11 protein-coding genes, 1 pseudogene and 1 riboswitch are annotated in these 15686 nt (G+C 74.0%); of the genes and pseudogenes, 6 read left to right on the top strand and 6 right to left on the bottom strand.

Translation table 11 applies throughout. The annotated features are described in order from the left end of the window. Positions 1–151 precede the first annotated feature (151 nt). From ACIO9J_RS18465 to ACIO9J_RS18440, 6 genes and pseudogenes are all read right to left on the bottom strand, one after another. Positions 152–1243 (bottom strand): annotated as a pseudogene (locus tag ACIO9J_RS18465) (ATP-binding cassette domain-containing protein); the annotation flags it as partial. A 437-nt stretch (positions 1244–1680) separates the two neighbouring features. Further along, positions 1681–3408, bottom strand: coding sequence for an ABC transporter ATP-binding protein (locus ACIO9J_RS18460; protein WP_402000027.1), 1728 nt, complete (start codon positions 3406–3408; stop codon positions 1681–1683). Between the two features lie 185 nt (positions 3409–3593). Further along, positions 3594–3719 carry a SapB/AmfS family lanthipeptide gene (locus ACIO9J_RS18455; RefSeq protein WP_402000024.1) on the bottom strand — a complete coding sequence of 42 codons (126 nt, stop codon included), beginning with the start codon at positions 3717–3719 and terminating at the stop codon, positions 3594–3596. 47 nt (positions 3720–3766) lie between these two features. Beyond that, positions 3767–6481 carry a class III lanthionine synthetase LanKC gene (lanKC, locus tag ACIO9J_RS18450; protein WP_402000021.1) on the bottom strand — a complete coding sequence of 905 codons (2715 nt, stop codon included), beginning with the start codon at positions 6479–6481 and terminating at the stop codon, positions 3767–3769. A 286-nt stretch (positions 6482–6767) separates the two neighbouring features. Then, a complete protein-coding gene (locus tag ACIO9J_RS18445; protein ID WP_402000018.1) occupies positions 6768–7001 on the bottom strand; it encodes a ferredoxin in 234 nt (77 codons plus the stop codon). Continuing rightward, on the bottom strand, positions 7001–8467 hold the full coding sequence (locus tag ACIO9J_RS18440; RefSeq protein ID WP_402000015.1) for an aldehyde dehydrogenase: 1467 nt from the start codon (positions 8465–8467) through the stop codon (positions 7001–7003). The genes ACIO9J_RS18445 and ACIO9J_RS18440 overlap by 1 nt, the downstream gene beginning before the upstream one ends. Before the next feature lie 196 nt (positions 8468–8663). On the opposite strand from ACIO9J_RS18440, the gene ACIO9J_RS18435 reads away from it, so the two are divergent. The 6 genes from ACIO9J_RS18435 (at position 8664) to ACIO9J_RS18410 (ending at position 15632) form a co-directional block, all read left to right on the top strand. After that, positions 8664–9719, top strand: coding sequence for an MBL fold metallo-hydrolase (locus ACIO9J_RS18435; protein WP_402000012.1), 1056 nt, complete (start codon positions 8664–8666; stop codon positions 9717–9719). Positions 9720–9776: 57 nt separating this feature from the next. Further along, positions 9777–9901: riboswitch (cobalamin riboswitch) on the top strand. Positions 9902–10024: 123 nt separating this feature from the next. Next, positions 10025–11260, top strand: coding sequence for a prenyltransferase/squalene oxidase repeat-containing protein (locus ACIO9J_RS18430; RefSeq protein ID WP_402000009.1), 1236 nt, complete (start codon positions 10025–10027; stop codon positions 11258–11260). Then, the gene (locus tag ACIO9J_RS18425) at positions 11257–11934 is read left to right on the top strand and encodes an SCO2322 family protein (protein ID WP_402000006.1); all 678 of its coding nucleotides are present in this window, start codon (positions 11257–11259) and stop codon (positions 11932–11934) included. Before ACIO9J_RS18430 ends, ACIO9J_RS18425 begins: the two co-directional genes overlap by 4 nt. A gap of 19 nt (positions 11935–11953) precedes the next feature. Further along, complete coding sequence (locus ACIO9J_RS18420) at positions 11954–13108, top strand: energy-coupling factor transporter transmembrane component T (RefSeq protein WP_402001086.1); 1155 nt, start codon at positions 11954–11956, stop codon at positions 13106–13108. Further along, positions 13105–14799, top strand: a complete 1695-nt coding sequence (locus tag ACIO9J_RS18415; protein ID WP_402000003.1) for an ABC transporter ATP-binding protein — start codon at positions 13105–13107, stop codon at positions 14797–14799. The genes ACIO9J_RS18420 and ACIO9J_RS18415 overlap by 4 nt, the downstream gene beginning before the upstream one ends. Then, positions 14796–15632: an ECF transporter S component gene (locus ACIO9J_RS18410; RefSeq protein WP_402000000.1), complete on the top strand. Its 837-nt coding sequence runs from the start codon at positions 14796–14798 to the stop codon at positions 15630–15632. Before ACIO9J_RS18415 ends, ACIO9J_RS18410 begins: the two co-directional genes overlap by 4 nt. Positions 15633–15686: the final 54 nt, after the last annotated feature.

The following is a 15686-nucleotide window of genomic DNA, read 5'->3' as shown; positions in this document are numbered from 1 at the left end:
CGTCCGCCCCGTCCATCACCAGGACCCGGTCGGCACGGCGGGCCGAGCTGATGCGGTGCGCGATCACCACGAGGGTGCCGCCGGGGCGTGCCGCGAAGGCCCGCTCCGCGCGGGCCTCCGCGACCGGGTCGAGGTGACAGGTCGCCTCGTCGAGGATCGCGAGCGGTGCGTACGCGACATAGGCGCGGGTCAGCGCGATCAACTGGCGCTCACCCGCGGACAGTTCACCCGGTACGACCCCGGCGTCGAAGCCGCCGAGCCGCGTCACGAGCGGCGCGAGCCCCACGGCCTCGGCCGCGTCGGCCAGTTCGGCGTCCGGCACGGGGCCCGGCCGCAGGTACGCCAGGTTCTCCCGGAGCGTCCCGGTGAAGACGTAGGCCTCCTGCGGGATGAGCACCCGGCGGCCCACGGCGCCCTCCCCACGCACCCCGGCACCCTCCACCCGCACGTCCCCCACGTCCGGCACGAGCAACCCGGCAACAATTCCGGCCAACGTGGACTTCCCGATGCCGCTGGGCCCCACCACGGCCAGGTGTTCCCCACGCGCCACACTGAGCCCGAGGTTCCGCAGCACGGGCTCGGCGTGCGGGCCGTAGGCGAAGGTCACGGAGGAGAGCCGCAGGGCGGCGGGGGCGGGCTCCTGAGCTGGTACGACGCCGGTCACGCCGGTCACGTCGGCCACATCGCCGATGCCGTCGCCCGCCCCCGCCCAGATCAGCCGCCGCAGCACGATCGCCAGGCGGGAGCCGCTGGTGCCGAGGCCGTGGACCAGGTTGTGCAGGGCGGGCAGCAGCGCCTGGGTGACGTAGGCGAGGGCGCCCACCAGCGCGCCGGGGGTCACTCCGTTGTCCAGGAGCCAGGGGGCCGTGGCCAGGAGCAGGACCAGCGGGAGCTGGCCGCCGATCGCCAGGGCCGCGGTGCGCAGCACGCCCCAGCGGGCCAGCGCGCGGGCCGCCGTGTACTCCGTGGCGACGCCCCGGCCCAGGTCACGGGCCACGTCGCCCTCCGCGCCCGCCGCCGCGACGTCCCGCAGCCCGGGGCAGACCACGCCGAGCCGGGCGGCCAGTTCCTCGTCGGCGACGAGGAACTCCTCCTGGCGCCTGGCCAGCGGCCGCAGCGTCGCGACGAACAGCGCGATGCCCGCGAGCAGCGGCGGCGCGACCACCAGGAGCAGCAGCGGGGCGAGCGAGAAGAGGCCGACGAGGGCGCCCGCCGCCGTGAACACGAAGGAGCGGGAGACCATGACGAGGCCCGCGAAGGTGTCCCTGGCGATCTCCACCTGCTGGGTGAGCCGGGACACGGCGGCGCCGTCCGCGTCGTGCAGGCCCCGGCCGACGACCTGTCGCACCAGGGAGTCCCGCAGCGGTTCCACCAGGTCGGCGACGGCGCGGTACACCCGGCCCGTGCCGTACGCGGCGACCACCACCCCGAGTCCGGCGCCGCCGAGCCACCGGAGGCCGACCGCCTGGTGTCCGGCGAGGAACCCGTCGTCCAGGGCGCGCGCGAGGGCGTACCCGGTGAGGAACGTCTGCCCGGTCTCCAGGACCGACCAGAGCGCGAGCCGCAGCACCACGGGCCACTTGCGCCACAGGAAGCGCACGCCACGGCGGTAGGGACCGGGGAGCGGGGCAGGAGTCGGGGCCGGGGTCGGGGCGGAGTCAGGGGCAGGAGTCGTGGGGCTCACGCGCCGAACACCTCCCGGTACTCGGGCCGTGCCCAGAGTTCCTCGTGGCGGCCCACCGCCCGGATCCGGCCTTCGTGCAGCCAGGCCACCGCGTCCGCGCGGGCCGCCGTCGCGGCGCGGTGGGCGATGATCAGGCGGCTGCGGTGCGGGGTGTGGTGGAGCAGGGCCTCGGCGATGTGGTGTTCGGTCACCGTGTCCAGGCTCGACATCGCGTCGTCCAGGATCAGCAGGCGCCCGCCGCGCGCGAACGCCCTTGCCAGGCCCAGGCGTTGGGACTCACCGCCGGAGAGCGGCGCCTGCCCGCAGGGCGTGGCGTAGCCGTCCGGGAGGCGGGTGATGAAGGTGTCGGCGCGCGCGGCACGGGCCGCCGAGCGGATCCGGTCGGGCCCGGGGCGCGGGGCGCCGAGGCCGATCGTGTCCTCCAGGGTCGCGCCGAGCAGCGCGGGCCGCTCGAAGGCGTAGCCCACCTCGCGCCGCAGGTCCTCGCGGGTGAGCGTGTGCAGCGGGACGCCGTCGAGGCGCACCTCTCCCCCGTCGGGGTCGGTGAGCCGCCCGGCGAGCGCGGCGAGCAGCGATTTGCCCGCGCCCGAGCGGCCGACGACGGCGAGCGTGGAGCCCGCGGGCACCGTCAGGTCGACGCCGTCAAGGACGGTGCGGCCGCCGCGACTCGCCGTGACGCCGCGCAGCTCCAACTGGCCGCCCTCGGGCGGGAGTTGCGCATCGCCGTACGCGGTCGGTGGTTCGGTGAGGACTTCTTCGAGGCGCCGGGCGGCCGCCCTGGCCCTGACCAGGCCGCTCAACTGGCCGACGAGCATGCCGATCCCGGTGGCGAGGACCGCGTACCGGGAGGCGGCGAGCAGGTCGCCGACCGAGATGCGGTGCCGGAGCAGCAGCAGGCCCGCGACGGCGGCGACCGCGATCTGCAGGAGCGGCGCGACCGCGACGGCCTGCGCCTGGGAGCGGCCCTGCACCCGCCACATCCGCCGTCCCTGGCGTGCGAGTTCGGGCAGCTCGGCCAGGACGCGGGCCGCCTCCTTGTCCTGGGTGTGCGCGGCCGCGACGGTGCGCGAGCCGCCGATCGCCTCGCTCAGCCGGCCGGCGATGTTCCCCTGGACGCGCTGGTAGCGCGCCACGCAGTCGGAGGAGACCCGCACGAAGGTCCGAAGGAGCAGGAAGAGCACGGGCCCGCCGACGAGGAACACCGCGGCGAGCCAGCCGTCGATGAGTGCGAGGGCCACCACGGCGCCGACGGGTGTGACCAGGGCGGCGAGGAGCGCGGCGAAGGTGGCGGGCGCGATGCCCGCGTGCGCCGCGTTGTCGATGAGGCGCGCCACCAGGTCGCCGTGGGCGAAGCGCGCGGTGGTGCGCGGTCCGACGGAGAGCACGTGGCGTACGACGCTGCCGCGCAGCCAGGCCGTGGTGCGGGCGTTGGTGGTGCCGGTGAGGACGCCGTCGAGGGCGTCGAGGAGGGCGCTCGCGGCGATCAGGGCGGCGCAGGCGGTGACCCAGCGGGTGGCGTCGGCGTCACCGGCGCCGGTGAGATGGCCGGTCAGCACGGCGTCCAGGGCGCGGCCGATCGCGAGCGGCAGCAGCAGTCCGGCGCCCGCGCTCGCCAGGGCGCACAGCGCGAGGACCGCGCAGCGGGCCGCGCTGTACCGGGTCGCCGCGCCCAACAGGCGGGCTTCGTGGGTGGGTTGGTGCGGACGGGGGGTGGTCGTCGCCATGCGGTCCGGGTCCTCGTCGCCTTCGTCGCGCCGGTCTCGTTCGTCGTCCGTGGAGCTCGCGCCGTGCCCGCGGCCGCCGTGCCGGTGGCGCGGCGGGCGCGAAAACGGTCGGCCCGGACGGGCCCCTCGCAGGGTTCCGTCCGGGCCTTCGGTACCGTGCCGGTCAGGCGCGGTCAACCGTCAGATCAGAGACACAGGACGATGCTCGCGTCGCTCCAGCACAGCAGGAGGCTGGCCACGCTGCCGCCGCCACCGCCGCCGCCACCGTGCATCTCGTCGGACTCCATGCTCTGCAGGTCGAGAAGTGCCATGAACTTCCCTCTCTCTCGGGGGATTTGTGAGTTCCCTATGGGCGGTGTCACGACCCCGCGGTGTCGCGGGACCGGCTCTGGGGCCGCCGGATCGGCGGCAGGAAGGGGACGTGCGCTCCGGTGTCGCCGAGCGCGGTGGCGAGCGCCAGGAGGCAGCCCGCCGTCCCGGTGTTGAGGTCCATCGAAAGGCGCAGCATCTGGTTGCCGGGGAAGGCGAGTTGGCCTTCGTACGACATCGAGAACCAGCCGAGCTCCTCGATCTGCGCGGCCACGTCCTCGGGCGTGATGCCCGGCGCGGTGCTGCGGTTGACGTGCAGGAGCAGTCCCGCGCGGCCCTGGAACAGTCCGGGCTGCACGCAGAAGCGTGAGCTCGCCGCGGCCAGGATGCCGGGCCTGGCCGCCTCGAACCGCTCGTCGTCGCGGTGCGCGAGGTAGTCGTCGATGACCATGCCGATGCCGACGCTGCCGTCGCCGAGGTAGGGCATGGTGCGCCATCCCTCGTTGACGGCGAGGCTGCCGTCGCGCTTCTGGGCCACGCACTGGTCGAGGTCGGCGCGCAGGGCGCGGGCCGCGAGGTCGAGGAGCGCCGGGTCACCATTGCGCTCGTACAGCCGGATGAAGAGCAGGGCGGGCCCGGTGGCGCCGCGCAGCAGTCCTGCCCTGCGCCGGGCGCCGCCCGCCGGTTCCTCGGCGGTGAGGCGTTCGCCGAGCAGTTCGGCGGCGCGCAGCGCGTACTGGCCGAGGGTGCGCTCGCCGGTGCTCTCCGCGAGGGAGTCGAGGGCCAGGCCGAGGCCGGCGAGGCCGCCGTACAGGTCGGAGGGGAGCCGCTGCCAGCGTTCCTGGAGGATGAGCTCCGCCAGGTCGAGCGCGCGGTCGCGGTGCCCGAGCCTGTCGAGTACGTGGGCGATGCCCGCGAGACCGTCGTGGAGTCCCAACGGGGTCCCGGCCGGGGCGGGTTCGGTGTGCTTGAGGAGCCAGCGTTCGCCCTCCTCGTACCGGGGCGCGCCGCTCTCGGCGAGGGCGAGCAGCACTCCGGCCGCGCCGTGTGCGAGGCCGAGCCCGCCGCCCTCGGCGAACTGCGAGATGTCGCCGGGGAAGAGCCGGTCGTCGCGCTCCGGGGTGGCGGAGGCGAGGATGGCCTCGACCATCGAGTCGCGGCTGCGGGGCCAGTCGGCCGGGTCGACCAGGGGTGCGGCCGTGCGCGCCGCGGTCCTGGCGGCGCCGGTCCCGCCCCCCTCCACAAGGCCCTGCTCGGGGGCCTCCGTGTCTCCCGCTCCGCGGACCGGCGCCCGCTCGTCCCCGCCGTCCCGGCCCGCCGGGCCGTGCTGGATCTCGGCCACGGCCTCGGCCAGGAACTCCTGTGGCACGTCCGGGAATTCGGCGGCGATCACCTGCGCGAAGTGCGCGGCCTTGTCCCGGTCGATGGAGAGCAGTGTGGTGATCGGCAGGAAGAGGGCGAGCCGCAGACAGGCGAGCGCGTAGCGGTCGACGTCGGCGCCGGTGCGGTCCGGCGGGGCGAGGAAGCCGGGGTGCGCGACGATCTGGCGGCCCTGGTCGCCGATCGCCGCCGCGGCCTCGAAGTCGAGGAGGGAGACGGTGCTTTCGTCGGGCGCGACCATGATGTTGAACAGGTGCAGGTCGTTGAAGACGACGCCCCGTTCGTGCACGGCGGCCACGGCTTCCTCGACGGCCCGGTGCATGCGCAGCGCCCAGGCCGTGTACTCCGATATGTCGGCGGCGTCGGGCTCGCTGGTGCACAGCGGGTGCCGGTGCGCGAAGAACGAGTTGAGGGTCGAGCCCTCCAGGAAGTCCATGACGAGGAAGCGGTGTTCGCCGAGGAGGAACCAGTCGCGCACCTCGGGTGCGACGCCGAGTCCGGAGAGCTTCTCCAGGGCGTCCTTCTCGCGTTCGAGGCGGGCCACGGCGTCGGCGCCGTCGGAGGCGAGGCCCGCGTGCGGGCGGCCCTCCTTGAGGACGACCTTGCGGCCGTCGCGGGTGTCGGTGCCCGCGTAGACCCCGCCGCCGTTGGAGAAGTGCAGCGCCTTCTCGATGCGGTACGGCAGGTCGCCGACGGTCGTCGTGTTGCGCGCGGCGAGCGCCGGTTCGAGGAAGTCGGGCAGCTTGACCCACTCGGGGACCTTGAAGGCGGGGCCGCGGTCGTCCGGCACCAGCTGGCCTTCGGCGTTCTCCACGGCGGGCACGAGGGTGCCCTTGCCGTCGTCGCACATGCGGCGGGTGAAGGCGCCGTACCTGACGTACAGCGGGCCCTGCTCCCAGCGCAGGTCGGTGAGGATGTACGGCCCTTCGAACCCTTCGAGAAGCTTTCCCAACGCGGTGAGCAGCTCGTGGAGCTGGGCGTCGTCGGCCGGGTAGACGGTGGCGAACTTGCCGCTCATGTCGCGGCCCGCGTACTTGCTGTTGCGCAGGTGCAGCAAGTGAGTGGCCGGCACGAACTTGAAGGGGACCGAGCGCGGCACGCAGTGGTCCCACACGAGGGCCGCGATCTTGTCGGCGTTCTCCAGGGTGGCGGAGACGTGGATCTTCCAGCCCTGCTGGGGCGTGGGGAGCGGTTTCCCCGCGTCGTCCAGCGGGACGAAGGAGAGCCAGTCGCCGGAGCGTCCGGAGCGCCAGCCCTCCGGGACCGGGCGGCGGGAGGTGGGGAACTCGCGGGCAGCGCTTCGGGTGCCCGTGGACGGCAGCCGGTCCGGGGTCTCGTAGAAGAATCTGTCGGCAAGACAGTAGACCTCGTACCGCTTGTCCATGGTGTCCCCTCTCTGCTCGGCGTGGCAGAGAGATTTCCAGGACGCAAAGGGGCGGAACAGTAACGGCTGTCATCAGATCACCGTGCGGAACGCACGCGTAAAGTCCCGTTCGCCCTTGTTCGAGTGCACAGGATATCCAGGCCTCCGCCACATGGCGATGCCCGCGGCGCATCGGTGAGGACGCGGCACGGGCAGCCGGTGGTTGAGGTGTGACGGCGCCTGACCTAGGTCTTTCGTTTGGATCAGGCCAGACCCCGCGAGCCCGGCCTGATCCAAACGAAAGGCCCTAGTCCTCGGGCGGGAAGACCACCTCTCCGCTGTCGGCGAGGGTGATCGTGATCGCCTCGACGGGGCAGCCCTCCGCGGCCTCCAGGACCTGTTCGTTGGCGTCGGTCTCGGGGTGGGCGGGGTGGGACTGGCGGGCGCTGTCGAGGGTGAAGCCGCCGGGCGCGGTGCCCACGCACATCCCCGATCCGATGCAGACCGACCGGTCGACCTCGACGTGCCAGCGGTCACCCATCAGGCACCGCTCCCCTCGTAGCCCGCGGGGAGATGGATCATCTGGTGCTCGAAGTACTCGGCGTACCCCTCGGGCCCGAACTCCCGCCCGATGCCGGAGTTCTTGAAGCCGCCGAAGGGGCCGAGCATGTCGAGGCTGAAGGTGTTCACGGAGTACGTCCCGGTGCGCACCTGCCGTGCGACGTCGATGCCGCGTTCGACGTCGGCCGTCCAGACGCTGCCGCTGAGCCCGTAGTCGGAGTCGTTGGCGATCCGCACGGCCTCGTCCTGTTCGCCGTACGGCAGCAGGCAGATGACCGGGCCGAAGATCTCCTCGCGGGCGATGCGCATGGAGTTGTCGACGCCGCCGAAGAGCGTCGGCTCGACGTACCAGCCCTGGTCGAGCCCGGCGGGGCGGCCGCCGCCCGCGAGGATCTTGGCGCCCTCCTCCTGGCCGATGCGGATGTAGTCGAGGGAGCGCCGCTGCTGCCGTTCGGCGACGAGCGGGCCGAGTTCGGTGGCGGGGTCGAGCGGATCGCCGACCTTGAGGCCTGACGCTGCGGCGGCGAACGCCTCGGCGAACTCGTCGTAGCGGGTGCGCGGCACGAGGATACGGGTCTGGGCCACGCACGCCTGGCCGTTGATCATCCAGGCGAAGGGCGCGATGCCCGCGACGGCGGTCGCCGCGTCGGCGTCGGGCAGCACGATCGCGGCGGACTTGCCGCCGAGTTCGAGGGTGACGCGGGTGAGGTTGCGGGCCGCGACCTCCATGACGCGCTTGCCCGCGCCGACGGATCCGGTGAAGGAGATCTTGTCGACGCCGGGGTGCGCGACGAGGTACTCGCTGACCTCGCGGTCCGCGGAGATGACGGAGAGCACGCCAGGCGGCAGCCCGGCGTCGGCGGCTATCTCGGCGAGGATGTAGGCGTCGAGGGGCGCCTCCGGCGAGGTCTTGAGGATCACCGGGCAGCCCGCGAGCAGCGCGGGGGCGAGCTTGGCGGCGGCGGTGAACTGCGGGACGTTCCAGGGCACGACGGCGGCGACCACGCCCACCGGCTGGCGCCGCACGAGCAGTTTGCCGAGGACTCCGTCGCGCGCCTCCTCGTAGGTGAAGTCGCGGGCGACGGTGAGGGCCGCGTCCCACGCCATCATCGCGGCGAGCGCCTGCACCATCACGCTGGAGGTGTACGGGGTGCCGTTCTCCGTGCTGATGACCCGGGCGATCTCCTCGTGGCGTACGGCGATCCCGTCCTTGATCCGGGTGACGACCGCGATCCGTTCGTCCAGGGTCATGCGCGGCCAGGGCCCGTCGTCGAACGCCCGGCGGGCGGTGGCGACGGCGCGGTCCACGTCGGCGGGGGCCGCGTGCGGCACGCGGGCGAAGACCTTTCCGGTGTGCGGGGAGACGACGTCGATGACGCCCTTGCCGAGCGGGTCCACCAACTCCCCGCCGATGAACAGCTGTCCGTGTTCCACGAGCTCGGTCATGGCTGACTGCCTCCTGCGGAGCGCTTTCTGACACCGTTTCAGAACTGATACCAGTTCTAGTTGGAGGAGTCCACGGACCGGACGCGCAACCGGCCGCCGATTCGGTCGACTTGGGCGACCATTGAAACTAGTTCTAGTTATAGTGGCGGCACCCGGCGACGAGAGACGCGGCACCCGGCGACAGAGACGAGGCCCCATGACCCCGCAGGTGACCGACCCGCCGGTGATCGAGCACGGCGGCGGCGTCTGGAGCATCAAGGTCCCGATCCCCGACAACCCCCTCGGCTTCACCCTCGTCCACCTCCTGGCGACCGACCGCGGCCCGGTCCTCGTCGACACCGGCTGGGACGACCCCACGTCCTGGGACACCCTGACCGCGGGACTCGCCCGGTGCGGCGTCGCCGTCGGGGACGTGCACGGCGTGGTCATCACCCACCACCACCCCGACCACCACGGTCTGTCCGCGAAGGTCCGCGACGCATCGGGCGCGTGGATCGCGATGCACGCGGCCGACGCCTCCGTGGTGCGCCGCACCCGCGCCAACCCGCCCGGCCGCTGGTACGCCTACATGGCCGCCAAGCTGACGGCGGCCGGCGCGCCCGCCGAGCACGTCGCCCCGCTGGTCCGCGCCGCCGAGGAGGGCCGCCCCAGGAAACTGCCGGGACTCGACCCCGCGCTGCCCGACCGCGACATCGCCCCCGGCGAGCTCCTCGACCTCGCGGGCCGCAGGCTGCGCGCGATCTGGACCCCTGGCCACACCCCCGGCCACGTCTGCCTGCACCTGGAGGAGGACCACCCCGCCCGGCTGCGGGGCAACGGCCGCCTCTTCTCCGGCGACCACCTGCTGCCCGGCATCAGCCCGCACATCGGCCTGTACGAGGACCCCGACGACGCCACGGTCACCGATCCCCTCGGCGACTACCTCGACTCCCTGGAGCGGGTCGCCCGCCTCGACCCGGCCGAGATCCTCCCCGCCCACCAGCACGCCTTCACCGACGCCCCCGCCCGCGTCGGCGCGCTCATCGCCCACCACGAGGAGCGCCTGACCGGACTGCACGCCCTGCTCGCCGAACCCCGCACCGCCTGGCAGCTCGCCGAGCGGATGGAGTGGAACCGGCCCTGGGCCGACATCCCCTACGGCTCGCGCAACATCGCGGTGTCGGAAGCGGAGGCCCATGTGCGGCGCCTGGTGAAGCTGGGCCGCGCCGAGGTCGTGCCCGGCGGCGACCCGGTCACCTACGTGGCGGTGTGACACCCCGGGGCGGCCGGTGCGCCGCCCCCGCCGCCCGGCCCCGCCCCGTACGGGCCGGTAGAGTGGGCGAGTCGTCCTCACGCCCGTACAGGGGGAAGCCGGTGCGAATCCGGCGCTGACCCGCAGCCGTATGACCGCCTTGGCGGAGAGCCGGAATGCCCGGTGCGGAACGTGACCGGCTCGCTTCATCGGACCCCCCGATGAGCGGCACCGTCGAGGTATACGGAGCCGGAGCCGCCCGGAAGCCGTGCTCGCAACGGTCCGTGCCGCCCCGCTCCCCGCAGGGAGAGGCAACCCGCCGCATCATGAACGTTCGCCACAGCGCAGCGGTCCTGGCCGCCGCCGTAGCCGTGTTCGGCTCCGCCGCCGCACCGGCCGCTTTCGCGGACGACGCGAAGCCGTCGCCCTCCACCGCGCTCCCCTCGGGCCTCTACGGCAAGAGCGACCCCAAGTTCGACGGCGTCTTCCGGCAGTCGTACGCCCTGCTCGCCCAGCACACGGAGGGCGTCAAGCCCGCCGCGAAGGCCGTCGACTGGCTGACCGGGCAGCAGTGCGCGAGCGGCGGTTACGCGGCCTACCGCGCGGACGCGAGCGCGCCGTGCGACTCCAAGACCATGGTCGACAGCAACTCCACCGCGGCCGCCGTGCAGGCGCTCGCCGCGCTCGGCGGCGAGAAGAAGACGGTCGGCAAGAGCGTCGAGTGGCTGAAGTCCGTACAGAACACGGACGGGGGCTGGGGCTACAACCCGGGCCTGCCCACCGACGCCAACTCCACCGGCATCGTGATCGGCGCCCTCGTCTCGGCGGGTGAGAACCCCGCGGACGTGAAGTCCAAGGACGGCAAGTCCGCCTACGACGCGCTGCCCGAGCTCGCCATGGACTGCGGCAAGGACGGCGGCGCCTTCGGTCTCGCCGACCCCAAGTCCGGCAAGCTCTCGCCGAACGCCGACGCCACCGCCGCCGGTGTGCTGGGCGGCCTCGGCAAGGGTCTCGTGGTGTCGCAGCCCAAGAAGGGCCAGCCCACGAACCCCAAGTGCGCGAAGCCCGAGAACGTGACGCAGGCCGCGAGCAACGGCGTCGGCTATCTCCTCGACACCCTCGGCAAGACCGACGACCACCTGATGTCCTCGATGCCGGGCGCCGACGACCAGCCCGACTTCGGCAACACCGCCGACGCGGTGCTCGCGCTCGCCGCCGCAGGTGAGAAGGACCAGGCGAAGAAGTCCGCCGAGTGGCTCTCGAAGAACTCCGCGGACTGGGCCAAGCAGTCCGGTCCCGCCGCCTACTCGCAGCTGGTCTTCGCCGCCAACGCGGCCGGGATGGACGCCCGTGACTTCGGCGGCGCCGACCTCGTCAAGCAGCTGAACGCCACGGGCCCGGCGCCGGAGACCGCGTCGAAGTCCCCGTCCGCCGACTCGGACGAGGAGAAGAAGGACGACGGCGGCGGCGTCAGCGTCTGGTGGATCATCGGCGTCGGCATGGTCGCCGGCATCGGCATCGGCTTCCTCTACAGCGGCAACCGCAAGAAGAAGCAGCCGTGACCGCGGGCCGTGCGCGGCGCGGGCACCGGGCGGTCGTGGCGTTCCTCGCCACGCTGCTCTGCACCCTCGGCGTCCTCGCCGCCGCGCCCGCCCAGGCCGCCGGCTACCGCTACTGGTCGTTCTGGGAGCGTTCCGGCGACAGCTGGACCTACGCCACCCAGGGCCCGGGTACCGCGAAGCCCGACGACGGCGACGTACAAGGCTTCCGCTTCTCGGTCTCCGAGGACACCAAGGACTCGGCGAAGCCGCGCGGCGCGGCCGGCTTCGAGGACATCTGCGCCGACAGGCCCGCCAAGGACGGCCGCAAGCGGGTCGCCCTGGTCATCGACTTCGGCCTGGCCGAGGACGCGCCCAAGGGCGAGCGGCCGCCCGCCGCGCGCACGGCCTGCGCGCAGGTCGCCGAGGACGCCACCAGCGCCGAGGCCCTCGCCGCGGTCGCCAAGCCGCTGCGCTACGACAGCAACGCCCTGCTCTGCGCCATCTCCGGCTACCCGAAGTCGGGCTGCGGCGACCAGGTCTCCGGCGACGGCACGTCGAAGAAGGACCAGGCAGGTCAGGCCGACGGTGACAAGGGGGGCGACGGCGGCCCCTCGGTCGGTCTGATCGCCGGGATCGCCGCCGTCGTGGTGCTGGGCGGTGCCGCGCTGTGGCAGGCCCGCCGCCGTCGCGGCTGACGCGGGCCCGGACAGCACGATGACGGACCACGGCAGCCGCACGCCCACCGCCCTCGGGTGGCGCCTCGCCCCCGAGGCGCACCGGAGCAACGCCCTGCACCCGGGCGCCTGGTGGATCTGGGCGCTCGGCCTCGGCACGGCCGCCTCGCGCACCACCAATCCGCTCCTGATCGGCCTGCTGATCGGCGTCGCGGGCTATGTGGTGGCGGCGCGGCGTACGTCCGCTCCGTGGGCGAAGTCGTACGGCGCCTTCGTGAAGCTCGGCCTGGTCGTGATCGGGATCAGGCTCGTCTTCGCGATCGTGCTCGGCTCGCCGATCCCCGGCACACACACCCTCTTCACGCTGCCCGAGGTGCCGCTGCCCGACTGGGCCAAGGGCGTCCGGATCGGCGGCCGGGTCACGGCCGAGGGGCTGCTCTTCGCGCTGTACGACGGCATCAGGCTCGCGGGCCTGCTGATCTGCGTCGGCGCCGCGAACGCGCTGGCCAGCCCGGCGCGGCTGCTCAAGTCGCTGCCGGGCGCGCTCTACGAGGCCGGGGTCGCCGTCGTGGTGGCGATGACGTTCGCGCCCAACCTGATCACCGACGTACAGCGGCTGCGGGCCGCGCGCCGACTGCGCGGGCGCCCCGACAGAGGAATCAGGGGGCTCCTCCAGGTGGGCCTGCCCGTCCTCGAAGGCGCCCTCGAACGCTCGGTGGCACTGGCCGCCGCGATGGACGCGCGCGGCTTCGGCCGCAGCGCCGCCGTGCCCGCCGGGGTGCGCAGGGCCACCGCCGTCCTGACGCTCGGCGGACTCATGGGCGTGTGCGTCGGGACGTACGGACTGCTGACCGCGCAGGGCGCCGCGTACGGCCTGCCCGTCCTGGCCGCCGGGCTGCTCGCCGCGCTCGGCGGGCTCAGGCTCGGCGGCCGCAGGGCCGTGCGCACCCGCTACCGGCCCGACCGGTGGGGCCCACGGGCCTGGGCCGTCGCCGGTTCCGGGATCGCCGTCGCGGGGCTGATGATCACCGCATCCTCGTACGGCGTGGCCGCCCTCCAGCCCGGTGTCGTGCCGCTCGTCGCGCCCGCGCTGCCGCTGTGGCCCGCGGCGGCGGTGCTGATCGGGCTGCTGCCCGCGTTCGTCGCGCCGGTGCCCGCCGATTCCGCTTCCCCGGCCTCCAAGGAGACGTCATGATCCGCTTCGAGGACGTCTCGGTGACGTACGAGGGAACCGCGGGGCCCACCGTCCGTGGGGTCGATCTCACCGTCCCCGAGGGCGAGTTGGTGCTGCTCGTGGGCCCCTCGGGGGTCGGCAAGTCGACGCTGCTCGGCACGGTCAGCGGGCTCGTGCCGCACTTCACGGGCGGCACCCTGCGCGGCCGGGTGACGGTGGCGGGCCGCGACACCCGCACGCACAAGCCGCGCGAACTCGCCGACGTCGTCGGCACGGTGGGCCAGGACCCTCTCTCGCACTTCGTGACGGACACCGTCGAGGACGAACTCGCGTACGGCATGGAGTCGCTCGGGCTCGCCCCCGACGTGATGCGCCGCAGGGTCGAGGAGACGCTGGACCTGCTCGGCCTCGCCGATCTGCGCGACCGGCCCATCGCGACGCTCTCCGGCGGCCAGCAGCAGCGCGTCGCGATCGGCTCGGTGCTCACCCCGCACCCCCGGGTCCTCGTCCTCGACGAGCCGACGTCCGCGCTCGACCCGGCCGCCGCCGAAGAGGTGCTCGCGGTGCTCCAGCGCCTCGTCCACGACCTCGGCACCACGGTCCTGATGGCCGAGCACCGCCTGGAGCGCGTCGTGCAGTACGCGGACCAGGTGCTGCTGCTCGCGGCCCCCGGCGAACCGCCGGTGCTCGGCGACCCCGCCGCGCTGATGGCCCGCTCCCCCGTCTACCCGCCGGTGGTCGCCCTCGGCAGGCTCGCGGACTGGTCCCCGCTCCCGCTCACCGTGCGCGACGCCCGCCGCAGGGCAGGCGCCCTCCGCACCCGCCTCGCCCAGGCGAAGCCGCACACCGAACCCGCCCTCGTACCGGCCCCGGAACGCACCCCGGGCCGCTGGCCACGCCTGCGCAGGGGCCGGGCGCCCGCGCCGACGTACGAAGCGGCCGCCGACGTCGAGCGGCTCGCCGTCCGGCGCGGGCGGGTCGAGGCGTTGCGGCGGGTGGACCTCGCCGTCACCGCCGGCGAGACCGTCGCCCTGATGGGGCGCAACGGCGCGGGCAAGTCCACGCTCCTCGCCACCCTCGTCGGCCTCCTCGAACCCACCTCGGGCACCGTCCGCGTCGGTGGCGCGGTCCCGCACCGTACGGCGCCGCGCCGACTGATCCGGCACGTCGGCCTGGTCCCGCAGGAGCCGCGCGACCTCCTGTACGCGGACACCGTCGGCGCCGAGTGCGCGGCGGCCGACGGTGACGCCGACGCGCCGCCCGGGGCCTGCCGCGCCCTGGTCAGCGAGCTGCTGCCGGGCATCGCGGACGACACGCACCCCCGGGACCTCTCCGAGGGCCAGCGCCTGGCGCTCGCCCTGGCGATCGTCCTGACCGCGCGCCCGCCCCTGCTCCTGCTCGACGAGCCGACCCGCGGCCTCGACTACGCGGCCAAGGCCCGGCTCGCCCACATCCTGGGCGGCCTGGCCGCCGAGGGCCACGCGATCGTGCTCGCCACGCACGACGTGGAGCTGGCCGCCGAGATCGCCCACCGCGTGGTGATCCTCGCGGACGGCGAGGTCGTCGCGGACGGGCCGACCCCGGAGATCGTGGTCTCCTCGCCGTCCTTCGCGCCCCAGGTCACCAAGATCCTCGCGCCGCAGGAGTGGCTGACCGTGACGCAGGTGCGCCGGGCACTGGACGCGCCCTCGCCCGGACAGGACCCGTCGTGACGGCCGCGCCCACGGCCCAGGCGCAGGCCCGCCCCATCCGCCTGGGCCGCCGCTCGGTCGCCGCGCTCGCCCTGGTCAGCGCCGTGGGCGTGGTCGCCTTCGGCTGGCCGCTGCTCGCCGGTACGGATTCCGGCCTCAGCGAGCACGCGCAGGACGCGCCGTGGCTGTTCGCCGCGCTGCTGCCGCTGCTGCTCGCCGTGGTGGTGGCGACCATCGCGGACGTCGGCCTCGACGCCAAGGCCATCGCGATGCTCGGGGTCCTCGCCGCGGCGGGCGCCGCGCTGCGGCCGCTCGGCGCGGGCACGGCGGGCATCGAGCCGATGTTCTTCCTGATGGTGCTGAGCGGCCGGGTGCTCGGCCCCGGCTTCGGCTTCGTCCTCGGCGCGGTGTCGATGTTCGCCTCGGCGCTGCTGACCGGCGGCGTCGGCCCGTGGATGCCCTTCCAGATGCTGTCGATGGGCTGGGTCTGCATGGGCGCGGGGCTGCTGCCGGGCCCCGACACCCTCCGCGGCCGGAGCGAACTGTGGCTGCTCGCGGCGTACGGGGCGGTCTCCTCCGTCCTGTACGGCACGGTCATGAACCTCCAGGGCTGGCCCTACCTCGGCGGGCTCGCCACCGGCGTCTCCTTCGTGCCGGGCGACCCGCTCGCCGACAACCTGGGCCGTTTCATCGCGTACTGCCTGGCGACCTCGCTCGGCTGGGACCTGCCGCGCGCCGTCGTCACGGTGCTGCTGAGCCTCGCGCTGGGGCCCGCCGTCCTGAAGGCGCTGCGCCGGGCCACGCGCCGCGCCGCGTTCGAGGCGCCGGTCACATTCGAGGCTCCCAAGCCGTAGGTGCGCCTGCGCGTTCCGTTACTTCGGGGTCCCTGAGCCGTGAGGCGGCCCACA

The organism is Streptomyces sp. NPDC087300, assembly GCF_044744425.1.
In the GTDB taxonomy this organism is placed as follows: Bacteria; Actinomycetota; Actinomycetes; order Streptomycetales; family Streptomycetaceae; genus Streptomyces.
This window is presented reverse-complemented; position numbering and strand designations above follow the sequence as displayed.

Bases quoted from the DNA above. Each gene is read 5' to 3' on its own strand.
- ACIO9J_RS18460 (WP_402000027.1), bottom strand. From the start codon at position 3,408: ATGGCGACGACCACCCCCCGTCCGCACCAACCCACCCACGAAGCCCGC.
- ACIO9J_RS18455 (WP_402000024.1), bottom strand. From the start codon at position 3,719: ATGGCACTTCTCGACCTGCAGAGCATGGAGTCCGACGAGATGCACGGT.
- lanKC (WP_402000021.1), bottom strand. From the start codon at position 6,481: ATGGACAAGCGGTACGAGGTCTACTGTCTTGCCGACAGATTCTTCTAC.
- ACIO9J_RS18445 (WP_402000018.1), bottom strand. From the start codon at position 7,001: ATGGGTGACCGCTGGCACGTCGAGGTCGACCGGTCGGTCTGCATCGGA.
- ACIO9J_RS18440 (WP_402000015.1), bottom strand. From the start codon at position 8,467: ATGACCGAGCTCGTGGAACACGGACAGCTGTTCATCGGCGGGGAGTTG.
- ACIO9J_RS18435 (WP_402000012.1), top strand. From the start codon at position 8,664: ATGACCCCGCAGGTGACCGACCCGCCGGTGATCGAGCACGGCGGCGGC.
- ACIO9J_RS18430 (WP_402000009.1), top strand. From the start codon at position 10,025: ATGAACGTTCGCCACAGCGCAGCGGTCCTGGCCGCCGCCGTAGCCGTG.
- ACIO9J_RS18420 (WP_402001086.1), top strand. From the start codon at position 11,954: ATGACGGACCACGGCAGCCGCACGCCCACCGCCCTCGGGTGGCGCCTC.
- ACIO9J_RS18415 (WP_402000003.1), top strand. From the start codon at position 13,105: ATGATCCGCTTCGAGGACGTCTCGGTGACGTACGAGGGAACCGCGGGG.